This window comes from Streptomyces sp. CCM_MD2014, assembly GCF_000772045.1.
GTDB classification, from domain to species: Bacteria; Actinomycetota; Actinomycetes; order Streptomycetales; family Streptomycetaceae; genus Streptomyces; species Streptomyces salinarius.
In genome coordinates this window covers 4,597,364-4,619,121 of sequence record NZ_CP009754.1, presented here as the reverse complement: position 1 = coordinate 4,619,121, position 21,758 = coordinate 4,597,364, and the positions used below count along the sequence as shown (strand labels likewise).

General features: G+C 73.1%; 32 protein-coding genes and 1 tRNA gene. 2 read left to right on the top strand and 31 right to left on the bottom strand.

Translation table 11 applies throughout. The features are described 5' to 3' along the window. Window positions 1-61: 61 nt before the first annotated feature. The 28 genes from NI25_RS40515 to NI25_RS20355 all read right to left on the bottom strand — a co-directional run bounded on the left by NI25_RS40515 (window position 62) and on the right by NI25_RS20355 (window position 15,889). The gene (locus tag NI25_RS40515) at window positions 62-457 is read right to left on the bottom strand and encodes a hypothetical protein (RefSeq protein ID WP_061443832.1); all 396 of its coding nucleotides are present in this window, start codon (window positions 455-457) and stop codon (window positions 62-64) included. Next, on the bottom strand, window positions 454-1,641 hold the full coding sequence (locus tag NI25_RS20485; protein ID WP_061443831.1) for a hypothetical protein: 1,188 nt from the start codon (window positions 1,639-1,641) through the stop codon (window positions 454-456). Before NI25_RS20485 ends, NI25_RS40515 begins: the two co-directional genes overlap by 4 nt. Next, window positions 1,638-2,108, bottom strand: a complete 471-nt coding sequence (locus tag NI25_RS20480; RefSeq protein ID WP_061443830.1) for a hypothetical protein — start codon at window positions 2,106-2,108, stop codon at window positions 1,638-1,640. The genes NI25_RS20485 and NI25_RS20480 overlap by 4 nt, the downstream gene beginning before the upstream one ends. Further along, a complete protein-coding gene (locus NI25_RS39425; protein ID WP_061443829.1) occupies window positions 2,105-2,509 on the bottom strand; it encodes a DUF6248 family natural product biosynthesis protein in 405 nt (134 codons plus the stop codon). Before NI25_RS39425 ends, NI25_RS20480 begins: the two co-directional genes overlap by 4 nt. Next, window positions 2,506-2,727, bottom strand: coding sequence for a hypothetical protein (locus NI25_RS20470; RefSeq protein WP_061443828.1), 222 nt, complete (start codon window positions 2,725-2,727; stop codon window positions 2,506-2,508). The genes NI25_RS39425 and NI25_RS20470 overlap by 4 nt, the downstream gene beginning before the upstream one ends. Further along, window positions 2,724-2,969 (bottom strand): hypothetical protein, encoded by a 246-nt coding sequence (locus NI25_RS20465; RefSeq protein ID WP_061443827.1) that lies wholly within the window; start codon window positions 2,967-2,969, stop codon window positions 2,724-2,726. The genes NI25_RS20470 and NI25_RS20465 overlap by 4 nt, the downstream gene beginning before the upstream one ends. A gap of 59 nt (window positions 2,970-3,028) precedes the next feature. Further along, the gene (locus tag NI25_RS20460; RefSeq protein WP_061443826.1) at window positions 3,029-3,772 is read right to left on the bottom strand and encodes a hypothetical protein; all 744 of its coding nucleotides are present in this window, start codon (window positions 3,770-3,772) and stop codon (window positions 3,029-3,031) included. Between the two features lie 78 nt (window positions 3,773-3,850). Beyond that, a complete protein-coding gene (locus tag NI25_RS38680) occupies window positions 3,851-4,159 on the bottom strand; it encodes a hypothetical protein (protein ID WP_061443825.1) in 309 nt (102 codons plus the stop codon). Continuing rightward, the gene (locus NI25_RS20450; protein WP_061443824.1) at window positions 4,156-5,253 is read right to left on the bottom strand and encodes a hypothetical protein; all 1,098 of its coding nucleotides are present in this window, start codon (window positions 5,251-5,253) and stop codon (window positions 4,156-4,158) included. The genes NI25_RS38680 and NI25_RS20450 overlap by 4 nt, the downstream gene beginning before the upstream one ends. A gap of 26 nt (window positions 5,254-5,279) precedes the next feature. After that, entirely contained in the window at window positions 5,280-5,501 is a 222-nt protein-coding gene (locus NI25_RS20445) for a hypothetical protein (protein ID WP_061443823.1), read from the bottom strand. Continuing rightward, complete coding sequence (locus NI25_RS20440; RefSeq protein ID WP_061443822.1) at window positions 5,494-5,925, bottom strand: hypothetical protein; 432 nt, start codon at window positions 5,923-5,925, stop codon at window positions 5,494-5,496. Before NI25_RS20440 ends, NI25_RS20445 begins: the two co-directional genes overlap by 8 nt. Then, on the bottom strand, window positions 5,922-7,199 hold the full coding sequence (locus NI25_RS20435; protein WP_061443821.1) for a helix-turn-helix domain-containing protein: 1,278 nt from the start codon (window positions 7,197-7,199) through the stop codon (window positions 5,922-5,924). Before NI25_RS20435 ends, NI25_RS20440 begins: the two co-directional genes overlap by 4 nt. Before the next feature lie 151 nt (window positions 7,200-7,350). After that, the gene (locus NI25_RS20430) at window positions 7,351-7,764 is read right to left on the bottom strand and encodes a hypothetical protein (RefSeq protein ID WP_148315140.1); all 414 of its coding nucleotides are present in this window, start codon (window positions 7,762-7,764) and stop codon (window positions 7,351-7,353) included. Window positions 7,765-7,833: 69 nt separating this feature from the next. Further along, window positions 7,834-7,983 (bottom strand): hypothetical protein, encoded by a 150-nt coding sequence (locus tag NI25_RS39420; RefSeq protein ID WP_158508452.1) that lies wholly within the window; start codon window positions 7,981-7,983, stop codon window positions 7,834-7,836. Window positions 7,984-8,359: 376 nt separating this feature from the next. Beyond that, a complete protein-coding gene (locus NI25_RS20420) occupies window positions 8,360-8,593 on the bottom strand; it encodes a helix-turn-helix domain-containing protein (RefSeq protein WP_061443818.1) in 234 nt (77 codons plus the stop codon). Beyond that, complete coding sequence (locus NI25_RS40510) at window positions 8,590-8,712, bottom strand: hypothetical protein (RefSeq protein ID WP_267886338.1); 123 nt, start codon at window positions 8,710-8,712, stop codon at window positions 8,590-8,592. The genes NI25_RS20420 and NI25_RS40510 overlap by 4 nt, the downstream gene beginning before the upstream one ends. Before the next feature lie 85 nt (window positions 8,713-8,797). Then, on the bottom strand, window positions 8,798-9,184 hold the full coding sequence (locus NI25_RS20410; protein WP_078884676.1) for a WhiB family transcriptional regulator: 387 nt from the start codon (window positions 9,182-9,184) through the stop codon (window positions 8,798-8,800). Further along, window positions 9,184-9,483, bottom strand: coding sequence for a hypothetical protein (locus NI25_RS20405; protein WP_148315139.1), 300 nt, complete (start codon window positions 9,481-9,483; stop codon window positions 9,184-9,186). The genes NI25_RS20410 and NI25_RS20405 overlap by 1 nt, the downstream gene beginning before the upstream one ends. Continuing rightward, entirely contained in the window at window positions 9,480-10,103 is a 624-nt protein-coding gene (locus tag NI25_RS20400; RefSeq protein ID WP_061443815.1) for a RusA family crossover junction endodeoxyribonuclease, read from the bottom strand. The genes NI25_RS20405 and NI25_RS20400 overlap by 4 nt, the downstream gene beginning before the upstream one ends. Then, window positions 10,096-10,830, bottom strand: coding sequence for a hypothetical protein (locus NI25_RS39735; protein WP_061443814.1), 735 nt, complete (start codon window positions 10,828-10,830; stop codon window positions 10,096-10,098). Before NI25_RS39735 ends, NI25_RS20400 begins: the two co-directional genes overlap by 8 nt. Beyond that, window positions 10,827-11,183 carry a hypothetical protein gene (locus NI25_RS20390; protein WP_061443813.1) on the bottom strand — a complete coding sequence of 119 codons (357 nt, stop codon included), beginning with the start codon at window positions 11,181-11,183 and terminating at the stop codon, window positions 10,827-10,829. The genes NI25_RS39735 and NI25_RS20390 overlap by 4 nt, the downstream gene beginning before the upstream one ends. After that, window positions 11,180-11,929: an exonuclease domain-containing protein gene (locus tag NI25_RS20385; RefSeq protein ID WP_233520755.1), complete on the bottom strand. Its 750-nt coding sequence runs from the start codon at window positions 11,927-11,929 to the stop codon at window positions 11,180-11,182. Before NI25_RS20385 ends, NI25_RS20390 begins: the two co-directional genes overlap by 4 nt. Continuing rightward, window positions 11,926-12,981, bottom strand: coding sequence for a recombinase RecT (locus NI25_RS20380; RefSeq protein WP_061443811.1), 1,056 nt, complete (start codon window positions 12,979-12,981; stop codon window positions 11,926-11,928). Before NI25_RS20380 ends, NI25_RS20385 begins: the two co-directional genes overlap by 4 nt. A gap of 2 nt (window positions 12,982-12,983) precedes the next feature. Next, a complete protein-coding gene (locus tag NI25_RS20375; RefSeq protein ID WP_061443810.1) occupies window positions 12,984-14,060 on the bottom strand; it encodes a YqaJ viral recombinase family protein in 1,077 nt (358 codons plus the stop codon). Beyond that, complete coding sequence (locus NI25_RS20370) at window positions 14,057-14,833, bottom strand: hypothetical protein (protein WP_061443809.1); 777 nt, start codon at window positions 14,831-14,833, stop codon at window positions 14,057-14,059. The genes NI25_RS20375 and NI25_RS20370 overlap by 4 nt, the downstream gene beginning before the upstream one ends. 32 nt (window positions 14,834-14,865) lie before the next feature. Continuing rightward, the gene (locus tag NI25_RS20365) at window positions 14,866-15,081 is read right to left on the bottom strand and encodes a hypothetical protein (RefSeq protein ID WP_061443808.1); all 216 of its coding nucleotides are present in this window, start codon (window positions 15,079-15,081) and stop codon (window positions 14,866-14,868) included. Then, the gene (locus NI25_RS20360) at window positions 15,078-15,440 is read right to left on the bottom strand and encodes a hypothetical protein (RefSeq protein WP_148315138.1); all 363 of its coding nucleotides are present in this window, start codon (window positions 15,438-15,440) and stop codon (window positions 15,078-15,080) included. Before NI25_RS20360 ends, NI25_RS20365 begins: the two co-directional genes overlap by 4 nt. A gap of 143 nt (window positions 15,441-15,583) precedes the next feature. Further along, on the bottom strand, window positions 15,584-15,889 hold the full coding sequence (locus NI25_RS20355; protein WP_078884675.1) for a helix-turn-helix transcriptional regulator: 306 nt from the start codon (window positions 15,887-15,889) through the stop codon (window positions 15,584-15,586). Window positions 15,890-16,036: 147 nt separating this feature from the next. Between NI25_RS20355 and NI25_RS20350 the strand changes: the two genes are divergently transcribed. Next, complete coding sequence (locus NI25_RS20350) at window positions 16,037-16,495, top strand: helix-turn-helix domain-containing protein (RefSeq protein ID WP_061443806.1); 459 nt, start codon at window positions 16,037-16,039, stop codon at window positions 16,493-16,495. A gap of 100 nt (window positions 16,496-16,595) precedes the next feature. Next, entirely contained in the window at window positions 16,596-17,441 is an 846-nt protein-coding gene (locus tag NI25_RS20345; protein ID WP_061443805.1) for a hypothetical protein, read from the top strand. Window positions 17,442-17,691: 250 nt separating this feature from the next. Here the strand turns inward: NI25_RS20345 and NI25_RS20340 are convergent. From NI25_RS20340 to NI25_RS20330, 3 genes are all read right to left on the bottom strand, one after another. Then, window positions 17,692-17,764 (bottom strand) — tRNA-Lys (locus NI25_RS20340). Window positions 17,765-17,880: 116 nt separating this feature from the next. Then, entirely contained in the window at window positions 17,881-19,416 is a 1,536-nt protein-coding gene (locus tag NI25_RS20335) for an amino acid permease (RefSeq protein ID WP_061443804.1), read from the bottom strand. Between the two features lie 138 nt (window positions 19,417-19,554). Then, window positions 19,555-21,732 carry a DEAD/DEAH box helicase gene (locus NI25_RS20330; protein ID WP_061443803.1) on the bottom strand — a complete coding sequence of 726 codons (2,178 nt, stop codon included), beginning with the start codon at window positions 21,730-21,732 and terminating at the stop codon, window positions 19,555-19,557. Window positions 21,733-21,758: the final 26 nt, after the last annotated feature.

Here is a 21,758-nt window from a genome sequence, read left to right as displayed (position 1 = left end):
CCGTGGTCGATGAGCCAGACGGCCAGGCGGTCAACGCGCCGGTGGAGGCGGAGCCGGTACGTCATGTGCCGGTCTCTTCCGGGGGGTCGGGCAGGGTGATCGTGGCGGTGACGGTGAGGCGGGTACCGGGCGGGAAGTTGTCCCCGAGGGCGCGGAAGCCGGGGCCGGAGACGGACCCGTGGCTGGCCCGGCCGCCGGGCGGGCCCCAGAAGTAGCCGAGGAGACGCGGCTCCTGGCCGGGAAGGGGCCGGTCGAGGTAGCGGGGTTGGAGCTCCAGGACGGTGGTCGTCTCGGTGTTGCTGGTGGTCATCCACTCGTCCGGGGCGGCGTGGCGCGGGCACTTCCAGTCCTTCGGGACGTGCTCCAGCTCCCGGCGGGCGGTGTACTCGATCGTGCTCGTCTCCGGGCAGTAGCCGGGGCCGGAGCAGCGGCGCGTGTATGTACGTCGGCGGCTCATGCGCCGGCCGCCTCGTCCGCGGAGACCTCCGCCGGCGGGGCGTCGTCGGCCGGGGTCGGCCGGACGTCTTCGGGGCGGGCCTCCTCCACCTCCGGGTCCCACACGACGTGTCCGGGCCGGGCGTACGCGGTGAACATCTTCACGAGGCTGGCGGCCATGGCGGCGGCCACCTGGGGGTGGAGCTCTTCCGGGTAGGGCGTGGAGTTGTCCAGGGCGTAGGCGAGTTGCCGTTCCGTGAGCGGGACGGGGAGTGTCGGGTCCTGGCCGGTGGCCTCGAACCACTGGTATTCGCACCGCTCGCACTCGCGGCGGTGCCGCTCCGGGAGAGGCCCCCACACCCACAGCTCGTTGAGGGTGTCCCGGGCCATGGCGGTGAGCGCGTGGCAGTACGTCGTCCGGACCAGGTCGTAGGAGCACTTCGGGCACTCGGCGGTGTCGCCGGTGAACGGCGGGAACTCGGGGACCTGGCGGGTGGGGAGGGCGCCGGCGGCGGTGAGGGTGGCCTCCGCGCGTTCCCGGCCGTGCTCGTTGGTCGCGGTGTCGAACGTCCAGGGCTGTCCGTCCGGAGAGCGGAGGAGGTTCCAGCCGGTGGCCGTTCCGTCGTCCGCGTCGAGGTGGAGGGCGAGGGCGAGGCCTCGGCGGTGGAGGAGGCGGTGGTTGATGAGCCAGAGGAGGCCGGACTCCCGGAGCTCGTGGAACGCGCGGAGTTGCGGCTCCTCCTGGTCCCCGGCTCCGGTGAGGCGGCGCCGCTCGCAGCTCTCCTCTTCCTCCGGGGTCTCGTGCGGGACCTCACAGGGCGGTTGGTTGCTGGTGGTCATGGGGTTCTCCGTGGTTCGGGTGGGGACTGGCGGGAGGTTGTCCGGCTCGCTCCAGGCGAACGGGTCCTCTCCGCGGTCCTGTGGGCAGATCACGACGGCGGTGCGGTGGAGTTCGTCCGGGTCCGTGGCCGCCAGGGCGCGCCGGTCGTCGGCGGCCGTGGCCGTGCGGGGGTGCGGTGGGCGGCGGGTAGCGGTGACGGTGCCGACCGCGGCGGCGGCCGCGAGGCCGGCCGAGGCGTAGAGGGTCACGGCGTAGCGGGTGGAGCCTCCGTTGTTGACGGTCACCGTGGCGGCGTGGGCAAGGAACGCGCCGGCGGAGAGGTACGCGGCGGCCAGGAGCGTGGTCGCGCATCCGGACGGCCTCACGCCTTCCTCCGTTCCTGGCGGGCCTGGCGGACGACTTCGGCGCCGGTGGTGACGGCCATGTCGTAGACCAGGCCGATGGCCTCTGCGAGGTCCGGGGAGCCGGTGCGGTCGCTCTCGAAGGCGAAGGTCTCGAAGAGGGCGCGGGCGGTGTCCCGGTCCCGGTTGGCCCACGTCGTGACGAACTGCGCGGCGAACCGGAGAGGTGGCGGGAGGACGTCCGCGGAGGCGGGCTCTCCGGTGAGGACGTTGTTCACGGGGAGGCCGAACGTCTCGCCCGGGAGCTGGTTCTGCAGCGCGGTGTGGGCGGCGACTTCGGCCAGTCCGCCGAGGAGGGCGAACGTGGAGAGGGGGCCGGCGTCCACGAGGGGCTGGAGGAGGGCCACGCCGCGCATCCGGTCACCGGCGATGCCGTGGGAGAGGGCTTCCCCTGTGATCCGGTGGAAGTCGGCGGGGGTGGGCTGGTTCATGCGGTGGCTCCGTGGATGTCGAAGAGGAGCCCGCGGTCCTGCGCGGCCTCCGGGTCGGGGTTGTGGCAGGGGCAGGAGCAGCGCCACCGGCACGCGTGGCCGGCGGGCCAGACCTCGGCGAGGACGGGGGCGTGGCCGCCGTCCGTGCGTCGGCTCAGGAGGTAGGACTCCGGGAACCCGGCGTCGTAGAAGTCGGGTTGGGAGCGGTGCGCGCAGCGGTCGTGCTGGCCGGCGTGGCAGCGGCCGGACGGCCCGTACTGGCAGGCGCAGCGGGTGAGGAAGAGGTCCCCGAGGGTGCGGGCCTCCCCGGCGCGGGCCAGGACCCGGGTGGGGAGGACGTGGTCGTGTACCCACTGCCCGTGTCCGGGGTCCATGACGGGCGGGGAGACCGGGTGTGTCACGGTGTGCCTCCGTGGAGGTGGAGGACGGTGACGGGGCGGGCCGGGCCGCCGCCGGAGCAGGGCGGGCAGTAGTCCGTGCCGTCCGGGTGGGAGCGCCACCCGCGGCGGCCGGCGGCCGTGCGGGCCTCCTCCACGGTCCGGGCGTCCGTCATGACCTGGCTCGTGCACGAGCCGTCTCGCCAGAGGGTGTTGCAGTGCAGCGTGATGCGGGCGCTCACCGGGGCCTCCCGCTGGTGGGGAGGGTGCTCGAGGTGGCCCGCTGCGCGGGGTGGACGGGGGCCTCGGTGACGGGGCCGTGGTCGGCCACGAGGACGCGCCACCGGATCCAGTGGGAGCCGTTGCAGGTCCAGCGGGTGGTGTTGCGGGTCCAGAGTCGGCCGCGGTTGTCGCGGACGGCGCGGACGCCGGCCGGGGCCTGGAAGGAACCCGGGCCGTCCGGGCGCCAGGTACGGGCGCTCATGAGGTGAGTCCTCTCCGAGGGGGCCGCCCCGCGGTGGGCGGGGCGGCCGGGCGGTCAGGTCAGGGCATGCGGGAGGCGGCCATGGAGCAGAAGGAGGCCGGGACCAGGCGGCCGGCATTGAAGTCGGAGCAGGCGGCACAGACTTCGGCGGGGGTGTTCACGCCGGGCTCCGCGTCCTTCGGGTAGTAGTGCACGGGCGTGTGAGCCGGTGTGTCGGCCGGGGTCTGCGGGATCAGGACGTCTCCGCCGCAGCCGTCACATAGGCCTCCTTCGGGGAGGTCGTCGGAGGTGAGCGCGGCGAAGAGGCCGCCGCCGTGGCAGCAGCCGAGGCAGTAGAGGTAGCCGGTACCGGGCGCGCTGTAGGCGACGGTGCGGTCCTCGTCTGTGCCCGGGCCGGGCGCGTAGTTGTGGGCGTGCTGTGCCTCGGCGGTCGCGCGCCAGGAGGCGCACGTCTTCTCGAAGGCCTCCAGGACGGCCGGAGACTGCGGCTTCGCGGCCAGGTGGGCGTCCCGCGCGGCGCCCCTCATGGCGGCGTCGAGGTTCCGGAAGAACTCGGCCAGGTCCTCGGCGTCCAGGAGGCGGGCCCACGGGAGGGCGGGCGGGTAGGTGCCGGGCTGGTGGGCGTCGGCGGCCATGCGGTTGAGGAGCTGGACGGCGTCACCGCGGCCGGGGTCCAGCTCGTAGTCCTGCGGGAGGTTGGCGATGCGGCCGGCGGCCTCCTGGCAGGCGGAGGCGCGGACCACGTTCTCCGCGATCGTGACGGGGACGGGAGCGGCCGGGGAGTTGCTGGTGGGTGTGCTCATCAGGGGTTGTGTCTTCCTGTGCTTGGGTGGGTGGAGGCCGCCCCCGATACCCGCGGGGGCGGCTGTTGTGGTGCGGAGTCAGGCGGTCATTGGGGCGGTGCGGCGTACGCCGGTGAAGCGGGCGGCCAGGCGGCGGAGTCTGCGGCGGGTGTTGTTGCCACCGCCGCCGTTCCACCAGTGCCAGGTGGCCCACGCGCAGGCCGCGCTGTTGAGTGCCGTCCAGTGGCCGGGGAGGTCGAGGAGCACCGCGGCGATCACGGCGAGCCCGCACGCGAGCGCGCCGATTCCGTAGCACTGGTAGGAGTTCCGGCCGGTGAAGAACAGGACCAGGTCGAGGGCGGCGAGCGCGCCGGCGACGCCGATGAGGATGTCCCCCAGGAGCGTCACGGCTGGCCGCCGGCCGCGTCGGGGAGGTCTCCGCGCTGGACGTGCGCGCCGTACGACGTGGAGGACACGCCGTACTCGTGTTGGACGCGGTCCAGCGGGACGGGCTCGTTGGAGTGGTCGCCATCGAGGAGGAGGACCAGGCAGCCGCGGGTGTCGGTGCTCACCGGTGCCCACCACTCGCCCTCTCCGTCGCGGTACCAGACGGCGGCTGGGTAGGTGCGGCCCTGCCAGCGAACGGCGGCCTTGACGCACCCGGCGGCGTGGCTGGTGGGGTCGTAGCAGCGGCACCCGGTGGCCTCCAGCTCCTCCACGCGGGCGGCCAGGCCGTCCACGACGTCCAGGAGCTCCGGCAGGACCTCGCGGGACTTGCGGACCAGCCACTCGTCCGTGAGGTCCGGGAAGGCCGTGCGGCCGGCGGTGATGACGCGGACGAGTTGACGGACCTTCGCCTGGCGGGCGCGGTCCCACTGGACGGCGGGGGCGTCGGTCGGCTCCGTCCAGCCGAGGGCGTCCCGGATCTCGGCCTGACTGATCGTGGCCTCCGAGACCACGCGGCCGTCCCGCCAGTGCTGCCGGGAGCGCATGAGCGCGGCCAGCCGGGCCGGGCCGGGCGCGGCCGGGACGGCGGTCTCCTCCGCCGGTGCTTTGCCAGCGGGGCACGTCGTGGGCTCGTCGACGGTGATCCGGTCCGTGCGCGGCAGCTCGAAAGGCGTGCGCCCACAGCACGGGGTGAAGCCGGAGCCGACGGGCGGGCACGCGTGGACGACCTCGGCGGGCGCCGCGGCGGCGGGCCAGTGCGGCTCCGGCTCCGTCACCGGGTCCAGCGAGTCTCCGCAGTCGGCGCACCGGCGGGACTTCACCCACCCGGAGCCGTCCCGGGCCGGGTACTCGCTGGTGACCTCCCACGAGGTGTGGGGGCACGGCGGGTCCACGACGTTGGGGGCGGCCTGGTGGGCGGCCTCGGAGACGATGCGCTGGCCGTCCGGGCAGAGCTCGGCGAGACGGTCACCGGCGCTGCATGTTCCGCAGGCGGCGGCGTGCGCCTCGGCGGCGCGGCCGGCGGCCTCGGCGGCGTCCAGGAGGGTCGGTTTCATGAGGGGTTCCCTTTCGTGAGGTGCGGTCAGACGGAGCCGGTCCACGCGGCCAGCGCTTCGCCGGCCTCGTGGTTGGCGCGGACCAGGTCGTCCCGGTCGGTGAGGAGCTCGGCCAGGGCCGTACGGCACTCGGCCAGGAGCTCCCGGGTCTCGGTGTCGTCGGCGGGGCCGGTGACCAGGCGGGCGAGGAGGTCCCGGATCTCGGCCACGCGGCCGTGGTCGAGCGGGGCGGGCGGGTGGTCAGTCACCGGTGGCCTCCTGGCGGTACTCGGGCGGGAGGTTGCTGGTGGTGTGTCGGCCGGCGGCCGCGAGGGCGCGGGTGACGGGGCGGGGGCCGTAGCGGTGGACGGCGGCCTCGTGGCCGTGCTCCTCGATGGCGGCGAGGACGGTCTCCACGGCGATGTCCGCCGGGGGGAGGGCCGTGGTGGCGCGGCGGCGGGTGTTGCACAGGAGGCATCCGCCGGCCTCGTGGTCCACCGGGCCGTCCGGGTGAGCCCGGCATCCGGTCACGGGGAGGTTGCCGACGGCGGCCACCAGGCGCCGGGCCAGGGTGAGGCCCTGGTCCAGCTCGCGGAGGAGTTGCGGGGTGGCGTCCCGGGCGGTGAGCCGGGCCTCGTAGGCGTGGAGCTCGGCGAGCGCGGCGCGGAGGTCCTGGAGCACGGTGAGGTTCACGCGGTCACCGCCTGGCGGTTGTCCGTGGTGGTCTCGGCGTCCTGGCGGCAGTGGAAACAGAGCCCGGCGGGGGCGGGGGCGGGCACGGTGCGGAACACCCGCTCGCAGGTGGGGCCGTCGCAGTCCCGGATCTCCAGACGCTCCGAAGATCGCGGAGCGGCCGTCTGAGGCTGCGGCGCGTCCTCGGCGGGGGCGGTGGGCACCGGGACGAGGAACGTCGCCTGGACAGGCTTCTGAGCTGCTTCCCGGCGCTGCTTGCGGTCCTCGGCCTCCCGCTCACAGCTCCGGCAGCGGTTCCCGGTGTCCAGGTCCCGGCCGTCGTCACACCGGCTGGAGGGGCAGTTCCCGCGGCGTACCAGGGCCACGGCCACGCCCACCGGGCGGAGGATGCCCGGGCCGCCGGTCTCGGCGTCCGCCTCATAGCCGTGGTTCCACCAGCGGCGGGCGGCGCGCTCCACGAGTTGGTCCGGCGTCAGGCCCCGGGAGAGCTCCTTGCGGATGGCGTCCTGGACGGCGCGCGGCACCGGGTTGGGGAGCTGGTCGCGGAGGTGGCTCGGGAGGAGCCCGATGACCACGCCCGTGGCCGCCGCCCGGATCTCCTCGTCCTCGTCCGCCGCCGCCTGTGCTGTTGGTACCGCGGCGGAGCCGCCCTCGAGGTCGCCCCCACTACCGGTAGTAGGCCTACGGCCGTCACCAGAGGTTCCGGACGGTTGAGAGGACGGTTCACTGACGGTTAGGGCGGCTTTGAGTGCGTGACATCCGGACTCTGAGTGCGTGACGTCACGCTCTTCGACTGCGTGACGTGCGTCGTCAGAGTCCGTGACACCGCCCTCCGTCACGTCGTCGGAGTCCGTGACGGTCACGGCGTCCGAGTGCGTGACGGCCGTGGCGGCGGCACGCTTCGCGCGGGCCTTTCGCTGCCGTTCCTTCGCCGCCGCCTTGTCCTGCTCCTCCTCCTCCAGGAGCTCCGTCCAGTCCGTGGCCGGACGCTTCACGTGGAGGGCCAGGGCGTAGATCGTGACGTCGTTGTGCACGCCGGTGGCCTTGATGAGCCCGGCGTCCTCCAGGCGGCGAAGCGCCCGCTGGACCGTGCGGCGCTCGTAGCCGGTGCGGTACCGGATCTTGGGGACGGAGGGGCGGGCGTTGTGGCCCCGCTTGTTGGCGTGCTCGGCGAGGACCTGGAGGACGTTCCGCGCGGTGGAGTCCGGCTTGCCCTTCTCCGTGCGCAGCATGGGGGCGTCGTCCATGGCCCACGTGACCGCTTCGTGGCTCATGCGGCGGTCCACCTTCCATCAGTGCTGTTCAGTGCGGGTGCGGATGGGCCGCCGTTTGCCGGGGCGCCCCCTTCGCGATCATGACTTTGACTGAGTGAGTTTGCAAAGTCAAGACGCACTGTCACGCAGTTAGAAGACGTACACGAACGGGTCACGCCGCCCCCGCCTCGTCCGTCACGCGGTCGAGCTTGCGCAGCCACGCCTCGAACGGCCGCGCCCGGGCCAGGACCACCGGGTCCACCACATGCAGCACCCGGGCCCCCAGGCACTCCCACGAGACGCCGGCCACCGCACAGTCCGGGTCGGCCACCAGCTCCCCCAGCGGCTCCACCTCGTAGAGCGCACCGTCCACGAAGAGCGCGGCGTACACACGGGCCGCCTCCCGCGCGGTGGTCACGTACACCCGGTCCCGCCGGGCGGCCCCTCCCATGTCGATCACGTCCGCGGTGAGCGTCCGCCCGATGCCGGTCACCGCCGGCGGGAGGAGGAGGTCACCGCGGCGCAAGCCGGGGACGCCGCCGTGGAAGTACCGCACGGGCACCGAAGGGCGTGAGGAGCTGGACACACCGGTCTCCAGGGAGCAGGGAGAGGAGGAGAGGGAGGGCGCCCGGCGCGCGGCCGGGCGCGGGAAGAGTCAGAACAGGTCGGGGAGCTGCCCGAACCAGACGACGAACGCCACGGCCAGGCCGAGCACGTACCACCACGCCTGGACGGGCGGGGGTACGGCGTACATGGCGCCGCCGGTGAGGGCACCGGCCGCCAGGCCGTAGAGGAACCGGCGCATCACCTGGCCCCCTTGCAGCGGCCCGTGCGGCTCGGCGTCGGGGTCGGGGTGGGCGTCGGGGTGGGCGTGCTCGGCGCGGCCGTGGCCGGAGCCCGCGGAGGCTCCTTCCGCACCGCCCCGCCGGGGGCCGGCCGTGCGGGCGCCGACTCCGGCTTGCGGAGGTTCACCCCGCCGCCCGTCCCGGACCCGGAACTCCGCCCGGTGCCTCCGCCGTTACCGCTCCCCTCGACCGCGGCCACCAGGACCACAGACGTCCCGGCAGACCGGCACCGCCGGTGCCCGTCCTCGTCGTCGTCCACGACGTAGCAGGCCGTGAAGAGGAAGAGGCCGGCGGTCAGGAGAGCGAACGGCGCGATGCCGGAACGTGGTTGCCTCCTCATCCCCGTGCCACCCGTCCACCGCGGCCGCGAAGGGTGACCTCCGCCTCCAGGAGGAGCTTCCGCACCGTGCCGTACGACATGGACCGGTCCGCGGCCAGGGACCGGATCGTTCCGCCGAGGTCGTAGTCCTCGCCGAGGCTCTTGGCCAGGCGTGCCCGCTCCGCCCCCTTCACGCGCGGCCGGTACGTCGACCCGAGCCGGGGTGACCGGTGCTGTACCTCGCTGCTCATTGCTGACTCAGCCTCTCGTTCTCGTATCGCTCGTTCTGCTCCTCCACCCACCGGCGGGCGGCCTCCTCGGCGCACACCTTGTGCGCGGGCCGTCCGTAGATGTCGCGGAGGTTGGTCACCTGCGGGCAGTAGCGGCACTGCGCCCGCACGTCGGACCAGTGGCCATGCCGCCAGTCCAGGAGCCCGCCCGGCCCGGTCGGGAGCTCAGGCGGCCGGCGCTTCGGCGTCGTCGGCCTCCGCCGCGGTGGTGGTGGCACTGGCCGCCTCCTCCCGTTTGCGCTCGGCGCGACGGCGGGCGGCGCGCTCCCGCTCCCGGCGCCGCCGGAGGAACGCCCGGCGCTCCTTCTCGTCCATGCCGCCCCACACGCCCCACCGCTCGCCCCGGGCCAGGGAGTCCGCGAGGCACTGCGGCTGCACGGCGCACCGCGCGCACCAGGCCTTCGCCTCCCGGGTGTCGGCCATGACGACCGCGGCCTCCCCTTCCGGGTGGAAGATCTCCGGCGGGGCGTGCTGGCACGCGGAGTCCTTCGACCAGTGCGCCGGCCGCGGGAGGGTGTCGGGCGCGTACCGGATCCGTGGGCCTCGTGTCATCAGGCACCTCCCGTCTCCCGCTCCGGGGACACGGCGGGGACGGTGTCCCCGCAGGTCAGACGGCGGAGGGTGAGGGTGTCCTCCGTCTTGTCCTCTACGGCGGGGACGGCCGGGGACACCGTGAGGACGGCGTGTCCCCCGGTGTCCTCCGGGTCCTCCGCACGGTCGAGCCACGTCAGGCACAGGGCCTGCCAGAGCAGGCAGCCGGTCACCAGCGCCAGGACCGGCCCCCACAGGGGGAAGGTCTCCAGGAGCGTTATGGCGGCGCCGCCGAGGCACGTGAAGTCCACAGCGCTCACTGCTCCGCCGCCGGGGCCAGCGCGGGCCACAGACGGATGACGCAGCCGGACACCTCCATGACGTCCGGCACCGCCCCGTGGTCGGTGTGGTACCGCTTCACCAGCCGCCGGTACTCGACCACCAGGGCGTCATCCCGGTACACGCCGGCAGTTGTGAGGGCGTCCTCCGTACTCCTGGCCAACTTGCTCAAGTCCGGGACGCCGGCCGGGAGGAGCGGCGCCGACGGCCGGACGCGGCCGGCGTTGCGGCCGGTCCCGAAATGTGTCTTCGGCCGGGCGAGAGTGAAGATCATCTCTGCGGCCAGAGGGACCGTGAGCGGCGACCAGCCGCGCCCGCGTGCCTTGAGCGAGGCGCCCACCACGTCATCCCGCCAGGGCTTGACGTACTTGGACGACTCCACGAGGTGGATCCGGTTGGTGTGCTTGTTCCGCTTCGGGCTCTTGCTGCCCTGCGGCGCCGGCGCCCCGTACACGGTCACCTCGAACAGCGGGACCTCGAGGTGGGTTTCCTCCTCCGGCTCCTCCTGGACCTCGTCCAGGAGCGCGGAGGCATCGTCCAGGGCCGCCGTCTCCACGGCGGCCTGGTCCTCCTCGTCCTCCCACAGCGGGACGTCAATCACCGGGGGCCTCCTCGCCGTCCGGCGCGGCCTCGACGGCCGGCGTCTTCCGCCATGTCTCCGGGAGCGGCGCGGGCCGGGCCTGGATGCGGGTGAGGACGATCTCCTCCTGACGCTCCGCGTCCACGTTCGCGACCACGTCCAGCTCCAGCCCGGGCAGCTCCAGCGGGTCCACGCCGGTGGCGTGGACGAGCTGGTCCAGGAGCACGGTCACCCGCTGGTCCGGCCGGCACACGTCCAGCACGACGCGGGCCGCGTTCTCCTCGGCGTCCACGTCCAGCACGCGCGCCCGCACCGCGAGGCGCTGGCCGTCCCGCGCGGCCAGGTACGCCCGGCCGAGGTCGGTCACGGCGCACACGTCGTCCCGGGTCTGGACGAACTGGCGGATGCGGAGCGCGAGGAGGAACCCGAAGGGGTCGGGGACGGTCGTCTCCCCGGCGGCCAGGGCCCGGAGGACGTCCTCCATGGGCTCCGGGAGCGGGAGCTCCACGGCCTGGAGGGTGGCGGTCACCAGCCCGGCCCGCCATGAGGCGGTGCCCTCCGTGGTGGACGCCGAGCACGGGCAGCCGGTCACGGTCGACTTGCGGTCTGCGTGGGTGGAGCCGACGCACTCCAGCACGGACGCCCGGCCGCGCCGGCACAGGGCCGCGGAGCAGCACAGGCAGTAGGCGCACGCCTCCTGTACGGGCTGCAGGTAGTCGGCGCCGAAGGGCTCCAGGTGGGTCGTCATGTCTGGTCACCTGCCGTCTTGGTTTCGCAGCGGCAGCACGTACGGGAGCCGTCACGGTGGAGGAAGTGGGGCGTACGGCGCCCCTCGCTCGGGCAGTGGGCGAAGTCGGCGGTGTCGACGGCCAGGAGGGCCACCGTTTCCGGGTCCGCCTCACCGCCGCCGTCCTCCTGGTCCAGCGGGAGGACGGCGGACGCTGGCGGAACGTCCACGGACGCGGCGGCGCGCGGCGCCAGGAGCACCGCGCGGGCCTGGCGGCGGTGGCGGCCCTGGCCGCCGAGCCACCACCAGAGCAGAGAAATGGCGCCGCTCACGGACGCGGCCAGGACGGCCGCGCCGAACACGGTGGGAGTCACGGCCTCACCGCCATCCGGAACGGCAGGAGGGGCCACTCCAGGGACACGTCCCGCGCCCACGCCTCCTTACCGGGGGTGTTCGCGAAGTGCTCCCGGAGGCCTTCGTTCTGCTCCCGCGCCCACGCCACTTGTTCCCGGTGGAGCTGGTCCAGCGGGAGCCGGGAGAGCACCCGGTAGCGGCGGCCCATCTTCCGCACCAGTTCGCACGCCGCGGTGGCGTCCACCTCAGAGGAGTGCGCGCCCTCCAGCGGCACCACGTAGTGGCGGCAGAGGTCCGTCAACGTCCGCCCGCCCCGCCGGTACTGCCTCACACGCTTGTCCAGGACGTAGGGGTCCAGGACGTTCGGAGAGACCCGGTCGAACAGCGGGGTGACGCCGTACCGGCGGGCCTCCCGGTCCAACACCGTGAGGTCGTAAGTGGCGTTCATGATGACCAGCGGGCGGTCCTCCTCCACGGCGGCCGCGAGGTCCGCGGTGATCTCCTCGACCACCGCGGAGGCCGGGCGGCCCGCAGTGCGGGCCGCCTCAGTCGTGTATCCGTGAATCCGGGTGGCGTCGGCGGGGATCTCCGCCCCGCCGACGTCGGAGAGCCACGTCCGGGCCGTGGTCGGCCGGCCGCCGCCGTACTGGACGGCGGAGCCGGTGACGATCCGGGCCGTGTGCGGGTCCGTGCTGGTGGTCTCCAGGTCGAACCCGGTCATCCGCCCATACGTCCAGTCGAGCCGGGGCGCCGTGTAACGCTTCACGCCCGCCTCCCCGCCCGGGCCGCCTTACGGCCCTTCCGGGTGGTGCGGCGCGGCTGCGTCCGCTTCAACCCGCCGCGCTTGCGCGGGAGGTCGGCCGGCGCCTGGTCCTGCGAGGCCTCCGCGGCCTCGGTGGCCCGGTCGGCCCCCGCCTCCAGGACGGCGTCCTCCTGGTCCACGGAGGCGGCCTCCGGGTCCGGGGCGTGGAGGACCTGGACCCGGCCGTCCTCCCCGGCCCGGTCCGCCTCCACCAGGGCGCGGACTTCCGCCGAGACGGGGACCACCTTCTCCAGCTGCCGGGCGGCCGTCTTCCACCACATGGCGGGGAAGTCCGTGTGCCAGAACGAGTCCCGCTTACCGTTGGCCTCCGCCTCCTGGTACGCCCGGGAGTGCTCGTCCCGGATGGCCTCCGCCTCCTCGCGGTTGACGGTGACCACCTGCGAGCGGGAGCCGTTCGTGAACCAGGCGAACGCGTACGAGAACAACGGGGCGCCGCGCTGGTCGTCCGTGAGGGCCGGGTCCTGCCGGTGGGTGAAGTCCAACGGCGAGGGCGCGGACGGCTCGTAGGTGTACTCGTCCCGCTCGTAGACCATGCCGACCCGGACGGACGCCACCAGCCCGGAGCGGTGCATGAGCGCGATGTAGCCGCGGTAGGTCGGGATGAACACGGCCCGGCCGTACTCGGCGGTGATGACGGCCTCCCGGCCGTCCGGCACCAGACCGAACCGGGCGGCCGTCATGGTCGCCTGGAGCACGGAGGCGGGGTTGCAGGAGCGGAGCTCCGGCAGCACGTTGCGCACGGCGGCCAGGAACGGCCCGGCCGCCATGTGCGACGGGAGGGCGTCCGTGACGTGGCCCTCGTACCGGCGGAGCCAGTCCAGGACGGCGTCCGCCGAGTCCTGGACCGGGTCCTCCACCGTGGCGGCGGCCTCTTCCAGGGTGGCCGGCGCTCCGTGGGGGGCCTCCTCGGTGGAGGCCGGGGCGGGGCGCCCGCCGAGGGCGGGCGCCTGCTGAGTGGCCGCGCGTACGCGGTCCTTCAACGTGGAGAGAGCCACGGTCACAGCTCCTTCTTCGGGACGTAGAGACGGCGACCGCGGCATGCGGAGTATGCGGCCTCCTGCTCCTTCTTGAGCCGGGCGAGGTCCAGGACCTCCACGGTGGTCGTGTACTTCGCGGCCAGGTCCGGGTACTGCGCGCGGAAGTCGGTCTCGCTGAAGTTGCCGTTGGCCTTCCAGGTCCAGGCCGTGGCGGCGCCGACGCGGACGATGTCCGCGTTACCGGCGAGGTCCCGCATCTCGTTCTCTACGGTCGTCTTCTGGTACGCCAGGTCCTTGATCTGCGCGTCCAACGAGGCCTTACGGGAGCGGAGGTCCTTCGCCTTGCGGAGGTCCACCTCCGCGATGGCCTCCGGCTTGACCTCCCAGAGGCGGCCCAGGAGGTCCTTCGTGGTCTCCAGGCCGTCCACCGGCGGCGGGAATCCCTCCACCACGTGCCGCTGGTACCAGGTCCCGCAGTAGTCCAGGAGGTGTTCCACCATCTCCTGGTCCCGCTCCACGACGTGCCAGCGCAACTTGTTGCCGCCGACCAGGGCGGCCACGTAGCCGCGCTGATAGCCGCCCACGGCCATGCCCCAATGGCACTGGAGCGCGGGGGCGTCCGGCGGGCCGTCCTCGGACTCCCACTCCTCCAACTGGTATTCCGACCGGTTCTTGCACTCCAGCGGGCCGACCACCTCACCCGTGTCCGGGTCCAACGTGTCGCGGTCGATGTTGACCAGCGCCCACGGGTGGTCCACGTGCCCGATCGTGCCGGGCGGCGTGGCGATGGGGACGCCGGTCCGCTTGGAGAACAGGCGGGCAATGAAGTCCTCGATCTCCCGGCCGATCTCCATTGCCTCGTTGTCCCGGACGACCTCCCGGCCGTGCTTCTCCTCGAACACGTGCCGCTGCCCGCGGTACTTGTCGAGGCCGACGATGGCGGCGACGTCGGAGCCGCCAATCCCGAGGCGCCGGACGGCCTCCCACTCCGTCCGGTAGGCGGAGGAGTTGAGGTCCCCGGACGGGAGGACCAGCCGCGCCGTGGGGGCGACCAGGTCACCCGGGACCGGCGGGAGGGGCAGGGTGGTGGTGCTCATGCGTTGCTCTCCTGGCGGGTGGTGCTGGTGGAGCGACGCGCGGCGCCCTCCACGGTGAGGAAGTGGGCGGCGGCCTTCGCGGACAGGTGGCCGCGCTCGGCGCGGATCTTGACCTCCACCAGGCCGGCGGCCTCGACGTGGCCGTTGATGCGGAGGAGCGCGGCGGCCTGCTTCGCGTGCATGGCGCGGTGCTCGGCGGCGGCCTGGAGGACCAGCTCCACGGCCGGACGGAAGACACCGGCGCGGGCGGGGTCCCCGGGGCGGTGGCCGCGACCGCGCGAGATGGCCGGGTCCACGGCGGCCGGCGTACGGCGGGACTCCTCCAGGACGTCCGCGTACACGTCGTCATGACCGCACGGGTTAGACCAACGGTCCACCGTCACCAGCACGTTGCGGACATGCATCTCCACGGGGCCTACAACGTCCCAGCCACGCGGGCCGCCGCAGACCTGGCAGAACGGGCGGACGGAGACCGTGAGGACGCCGACCTCCCCCGGGGCGGCCCCGGTCATGGCCGGGATACGGACGCTCATCCGCGCCGGGAGCGCCGGGTACGGGCCGCCCTCGGTGGACCGCACCCACAGGAACGGGCCGGAGCCGGTGGAGGCCGCATACGCCTCGAACGATCCGGCGGGCTCGTACGCCGGGATGCGCTCGGCGAGCGGGACCCGGCGGGCCGCGCTCTCCGCGCTCGCCAGGGAGGCGTACGCGGCGGCCTGGACCCACGTACCGGGGACGGCGCGAGCGGCCTCCACCACAACGGCGTGGTTCACGCGGGTGCGGTGACGGGATCCGACAGCGGTCCTCATCGCTCACCCCCACGCGTCTGCCGGGGGATGACGGACAGGGCCCGGCGGGCCGCCCACCGTGAGGGGTGCCGGAAGGAGGAGCACGTGGCGCACTCCGCCGGGATGTGCTCCGGTCGGGAGGTCATCCGCCGGCCGAGGCACACGGAGAGCACCAGGCCGAGGAAGGCCACGACCATGGCGACCCGGAAGACGAGGTCAAGCCACGGGTTCACCGGGCACCTCCCCCGGCGGGGAGGACGGCCACGGCGCCGAGGGGGAGACGGGGCTCCGGGGTGGTCCAGCTCTCCCAGACCTCCACGGGCACGCCGCGCCAGACGGCCACGACCTCCCCCACGGACTCGCGGCCGTTGCCGGAGATCACGGGCGTGCCGCCCAGGACGTCCGCGCACAGCAGGAGGGCCAGTCCGCCGTCCGTGGCGTCGCGGGCCTCGGCGTGCAGGACACCGGCGGGGGTCAGGGTCCACGCCAGTCCGGAGGCCTCGGGGGTGAGGGCCGGGTGGGTGGTGAACAACTCGGTGAGGGCGACAGCGGGCGCGATCACGTCCGCCTGGTCGCTAGAGTTGGCTGCCATCGATACCTCTCGTTCACGGGTGAGGTGTCAGGTGTGAAGGGAGTCCAGGACCGGGCCAGGTCCGGACGTCCCGAGATCCGCAGCGCGGGGGCGGTGCCAGGCCGGGGAACGGAGAGGGCAATCTCCACCCCGGCGGCACCCGCTCAAGGCCCCGACGGCGCCGCGCTTTCCGGCCGTTGACCGGACCGCGCCTCCTCGGCTGACTTCGCCTGGAGGACCACCAGCGGACAGCCCAGCCGCTCCGCCATCCGCTCCAGGAGCTCCGGCGCCGCGTTGCGTCGGCCGGCCTCGATGTCGCACATCAGCTGCTCGCTGATGTGGAGCGCGTCAGCCAGGGCCCGCTTCGTCAGGCCAGCCTTCTCACGGGCGTACGTGATGCCTTCCGGCGCGTGGTCCAGCGGAGAACCGCGAGGACGACGCCGCCGCTTCGGCTTGCGCGGGTCGTTCATGATTGAAAACTAGCGCGTAGTAGCGCGTAGAGCAACTACTACGCGCTAGTGGCGTACTGGCGCGAAGTTACGCGTTTACGCGCCCCTGCGCCCTGAACGCGTCCGGCAGTAGTGGCCAACTAGCGCGTAGTCTGCGAAGCTGCCGTCATGAGCAAAGGCACGCGACCGGAGCCCCCGCGCGAGGCCGCCCTCATCGATGCGGCCCGCCGGCGATCCCGGCTGTCCGCCCGCGAGGCAGCGAAGAGGGCACACCTGAGTGACGCCCGCTGGCGACAGATCACCAGCGGCTACCAGTCGGTCAGCGGGGAATCCATCCCCGTACATGCGCCGGCCGAGACCCTGGCGCGAATGGCACAGGTCGTCGGCGTCACTGCGGACGAGCTGGCCCGCGTAGGCCGACAGGACGCGGCGGACGCCCTGGAGGAGATCACCCCACTACCACAGCCCGCCGCCGCAGCAAACGCGTTCTCCCCGCCTGCGGACGCCGTGTACGCGATCCTTGCGTCCCTCTCACCGGAGGAGCAGGCGGAGGTCGTCCGACGCCTGGCCAGGGAAAATCCCTCGGTCGTACAACCTTCTGGGGGTCATCAGCGTCAGGCCGGGTGACGCATGTCACGGTAAGGTCACAAAGTTGTACAAAACTGTAGAAGGTCGCCCTCGGCAACCGAGGATGCACGGTACGTCACTCCACGTCTAGGGGGACCCCGTGACCGACCTCGCGCTGGCCGCAGTCCTGGTCTTTATGGCCGTACTGCTCGGAGCCGCGTCCCTGGCAATCGTCCTGCTCTACCGCGGGTGGAAAACCAACCGGGCCCTGATCACCGATCTGAAAGCACAGGTTGCCGCGCAGCAGATCGCCGCACTCACCGGGGGAGTCAGCGCCCGGGCCCCGGGGGATGAGGAACCGGCCGCCGAGCCCGTCCGCAGGCGCCGCCACCTGACGCTCTACCTCGGCGGCGGTGTCGCCGTCGTCTACACCACGTGCCGGGACAGCATCCGGAACTTCATCCGCACCCGCCCGGCCATCACTGCCGCCACAGTCGCCACTGTCGCCTCCGTGAGCACCGCCGCCGCCCTCGTCCTGGCCCCCGGAGGCTCCGCCGACTCCGACGGCCCCGCGCCGTCCACCGCCACGACTGACCAGCCAGAAGCCGGGGCGCTCCTCCAGCCCGACCCGGTCATGAGCACCGGCGACACGGACCCTGACGACCCCGGCAACGAGGAGGAGTTGTGGGTTGGAGCACCGAACCTCACCCTGGTCGAGTCCACCCGCGGCGACGCCGAGGACGAAAAGACGCCGGAGCCCGCCGCCAGCACCACCGCGGCCGAGGCCGAGCCCGACGAGGAGCAGCCCCGTGGGGGCGCCCCCTCCGCCAGCCCGCCGGGAACCCAGCCGGGGCCCGAATCCAGCCAGCCTCCGCGCGACCCGAAGCCGACCACGCTGCCTCCGACGCCGGAGAGCCCTGAGGCGCCGACCGACCAGGACGACGACTCCGGCCTCTGCGTGGACCTTCCGCCGCTCGTGGACCTCTGTCTCCTCACCGGGTCCTGACAGCGCATCAACGCGCCCCAGGGGCCGACCGTGAAGGAACCGGACATACCGACTCACCGCCCGCCGCCGGGCGTTGACCATCGAACAGCAAGAGGGCCCTTCGGCATCGCCGGGGCCCTTTGCTCTGCCCAAGCCGTGACAGCCTTCCAGCCCGGGCAGCGTGAGCCCTTCGGTGGAGCAACGGTGGAGCTAGTGATCTTGAAATGGCGGCGACCCCCGGCCAATAAGCCTCTGACCAGGGGTCGAGCGGTAGGCCCTGTGGGACTCGAACCCACAACCAATGGATTAAAAGTCCACTGCTCTGCCAATTGAGCTAAGGGCCCGGGCGGGGTGTCGTGCGGTGCTGCGTGATGTTGCCACACCGAGCATAGCCCGCCGCGGCCGGGACGCCGATCGGGTATCGGGGTCCCGGCCGCGTCGGAGGGCCGGGGAGCCGGGGCTACGGGTCCACCGGCTCGGGGGCGTTCGCGTGGGCGGCGGCGCGGGCGCGGGTGCGTTCGTGGTCGGGGTTGAGGAACCAGTGCCGGGCCGAGGTCAGCCACCAGGTGGCGGCGAAGCCCAGGACGACCAGCACGGCGATCGGCGCGTAGTTGAAGGTCTCCCAGGTGACCGGGGACACCTGGGGCAGCATGAACAGGACCGTGATGACGCCGACCCACGTCACCGCGATCACGCCGATCACCTGCGACCAGCGGCCCAGGTGCCAGGGCCCGCGTTCGAAGGCGGCGCCCTTGCGGACCCGCAGGAGCGTCGGGATGACGTACGCGATGTAGAGGCCGATGACCGCGATGGAGGTCACGGCGGCGTATGCCGTCACGTTGATGAGGTACGGGAGGCCCAGGACCAGCGCGGCCAGGGCCGCCAGCCAGACCGCCGCGACGGGCGTGCGGGTGCGCGGGTTCACCGAGTGCCAGACGTGGGAGTACGGGAGCGCGCCATCCCGGGAGAAGGCGTAGATCATGCGGCTGTTGGCCGTCACCGACGCCATCCCGCAGAAGAGCTGGGCGCCGATGACCACGAGAAGCAGCAGCTTGCCCGCCGTCGCGCCCAGGGCGTCGAGCAGGATCTGTGCGGGCGGCGCGCCCGTCGGGGACGTCAGGGCGCCGTCGTAGGACTGGATGGCGAAGGTGAAGCCGAGGAGGAGGACGAAACCGGCGATCCAGGAGGTCCAGATGGAGCGGACGATGCCCTTCGGGCCGGCCGTGGACGCGTCGCGCGTCTCCTCGGTCATGTGGGCGGAGGCGTCGTAGCCGGTGAAGGTGTACTGGGCCATCAGGAGGCCGATGAGGACGACGTACACCCCGCTGCCCCAGCCCGTGTTGTTCACGAACTCGCCGAAGACGAAGGACGCCGACTGGTGGTGGTCGGGCGCGAAGGTCAGCGCGCCGACGATCACGGCGACGCCGAGGACGTGCCACCACACGCTCACGCTGTTCAGCAGGCCGACGATGCGGACGCCGAAGGTGTTGAGCAGGCCGTGCAGGATCAGGATCGCGGCGAAGAGCAGGATCGTGCGGCCCGGCGTCACCTCGAAGTCGAACTGCAGGTTCAGGTAGGCGCCCAGGAAGGACGCGGCGCCGAAGTCGATGCCGGCGGTGACCGCGACCTGGCCCAGCACGTTGAACCAGCCCGTGAACCACGCCCAGGCGGCCGCCGTGCGCGGGGGCGCCAGCCGGTGCGCCCAGAAGTACAGGCCCGCCGAGGTCGGGTAGGCCGAGCAGATTTCGGCCATCGCCAGGCCGACGAAGAGCGTCATCAGGCCGACGGCGACCCAGCCCCAGGTGATGACGGCGGGGCCGCCCGTGTTCATGCCGAAGAGGTAGAGGGTCAGGCACCCCGACAGGACCGAGATGATCGTGAAGGAGACCGCGTAGTTGGAGAACGCCGACATGCGGCGGGCCAGAACCTGGGTGTAGCCGAGCTGGGCCAGCCGTTCCTCGTCCGACAGCCCACTCGCCTTGGCGTCATCTGTCATGCCCCCAGCAATTCCCTCGCGCCGAGCGTGACATGCGTCACTCCGTGGACTTGGTGGCCGGAACCGGGACGCGACGCGAAGCGCCGTGGCCTCCACCCGGTGGGGCGGAGGCCACGGCGCTTCTCAGACGTTCAGGCGTCAGCCGTTGCGCTTCCAGCGCGGCTTGTCGTCACGGCGGCCGAAGGACGAGCCACGGTGGTCGCCGCGGTGGTCGTCGCGGCGGCCGTACGGACGGTCGTGGCCGCCGGAACGGAAGCCGGGGCGGTCGCCCTGGCGGTCGCGGTTGAACGGACGGTCGCTGCCACGGTGCCCGCCGCGGTCGTCACGGCGGTCGAACGAACGGCCACCGCGGTCGCCACGGTCGTCGCGGCGCTCGAAGGAACGGCCACCGCGGTCACCGCGGTCGTCACGGTCACGGCGGTCGAACGAACGCCCGCCGCGGTCGCCCCGGTCGTCACGGCGGAAGCCACCGCGGTCGTCACGGCGGTCGAAGGAACGCCCACCCCGGTCGTCGCGGCGGTCGAAGGAACGGCCACCGCGGTCGCCCCGGTCGTCACGGCGGAAGCCACCGCGGTCGTCACGGCGGTCGAACGAACGGCCGCCCCGGTCGTCGCGGCGGTCGAAGGAACGGCCACCGCGGTCGCCCCGGTCGTCACGGTCACGGCGGTCGAACGAACGCCCGCCGCGGTCGCCCCGGTCGTAGGAACGCTCAGCGCGCTCGCCACGGTCGGCGTAGCGGTCGCGGCCGCCCGTGCGCTCCGTACGCTCCGTCTTCTCCACGTCCCGGGCGCCGGGCTGCTCGGGCAGCGAGACCTCGGCCTCGGACGCGGCGGCGGCCACCTCGGCCAGGACCGTCTCCGGGTCCTCGCCGCGCTCCCGCGCGACCCTGGCGACCAGGCGGTCCGCCTCCTCGCGCAGCTCGGTGGCGCGGCGCTGGGCCCGCTCCAGCTCCTTGGTGAGCTGGGTGACCTCGCGCTCGGCCTGCTGCGCCGCGTTGCCCGCCGACTCGGCCTGGACCTCGGTCATCGACCGGGCGCCGGTGATCTCGGCGACCTCCGGGTCGAAGGCCGCGCCGCCCTGGATGATGTGGCGCGTGGCGTCGACGCCCGCGTCCTCCATCAGCCGGAAGATCTGGCGGCGCTGGTGCGGCAGGGAGAGGGAGACGACGGTGCCGGTGCGGCCGGCGCGGGCCGTACGGCCGGCGCGGTGCAGGTAGTCCTTGTGGTCGCCGGCCGGGTCCACGTTCAGCACCAGGTCGATGCCGTCGACGTGGATGCCGCGGGCGGCGACGTCGGTGGCGACCAGGACGTTGACGTAGCCGTCCTTGAAGTCGGCCAGCGTGCGGGTGCGCGCGCCCTGGGTCATGCCGCCGTGCAGCGCGTCCGCCTTGGCACCGGCGTCGCGCAGCTGCTCGGCGACGCGGTCGGCGCCAAGCTGGGTGCGGACGAAGATGATGGTGCGGCCCTTGCGGGACGCGATGGCCGCGGTGACCGGCGCCTTGTCCTTGGGCTTCACGACCAGGATGTGGTGCGACATGGTCGTCACCGCGCCCTGGGCCGCGTCGACCTCGTGGCTGACCGGGTTCTTCAGGTACCGGTCGACGAGGGTCTTGATCTCGTTCTCCATGGTGGCGGAGAACAGCATCCGCTGGCCGCCGGCCGGGACCTGGTCGAGCAGCTCGGTGACCTCGGGCAGGAAGCCCAGGTCGGACATCTGGTCGGCCTCGTCGAGGACCGCGATCTCCACGTTCTCCAGGGAGCAGGCGCCGCGGTTGATGATGTCGCGCAGCCGGCCCGGGGTGGCGACCAGGATGTCGACGCCCTTCTCCAGGGCGTAGATCTGGTTGCCCATCGAGGTGCCGCCGCAGACGACCTTCATCCTGAGGCCCACGACGTCGCCGTACGGCTGGAGCGCGTCGGCGACCTGCATGGCCAGCTCGCGGGTCGGGGTGAGGATGACGGCGCGGGGCTTGTGCTTCTCGGTACGGCCGCCGGCCAGCGTGGCCAGGGTCGGCAGACCGAAGGAGAGGGTCTTGCCCGAGCCGGTGCGGCCCCGGCCGAGGATGTCCTTGCCGGCCAGGGCGTCCGGGATGGTCGCGGCCTGGATCGGGAAGGGGGTGGTCACGCCGTTCTGCGCGAGCTTGCGCACGACGCCCTCGGGCAGACCGAGGTCGGCGAAGGTCGGCTCGGGAGCCTCGGGGGCCTCGGGGGCCTCCGTGGCCGCGGAGGCGGCAGCGGCCTCGACGGCCTCCGGCTCGCCCTGAACGCCTTCGGCGTTTCCGGGCACGACGACGTGGTCAGTACTGGTCATGGACATGCGAATGCGAAACCTTCCGGAGTCTC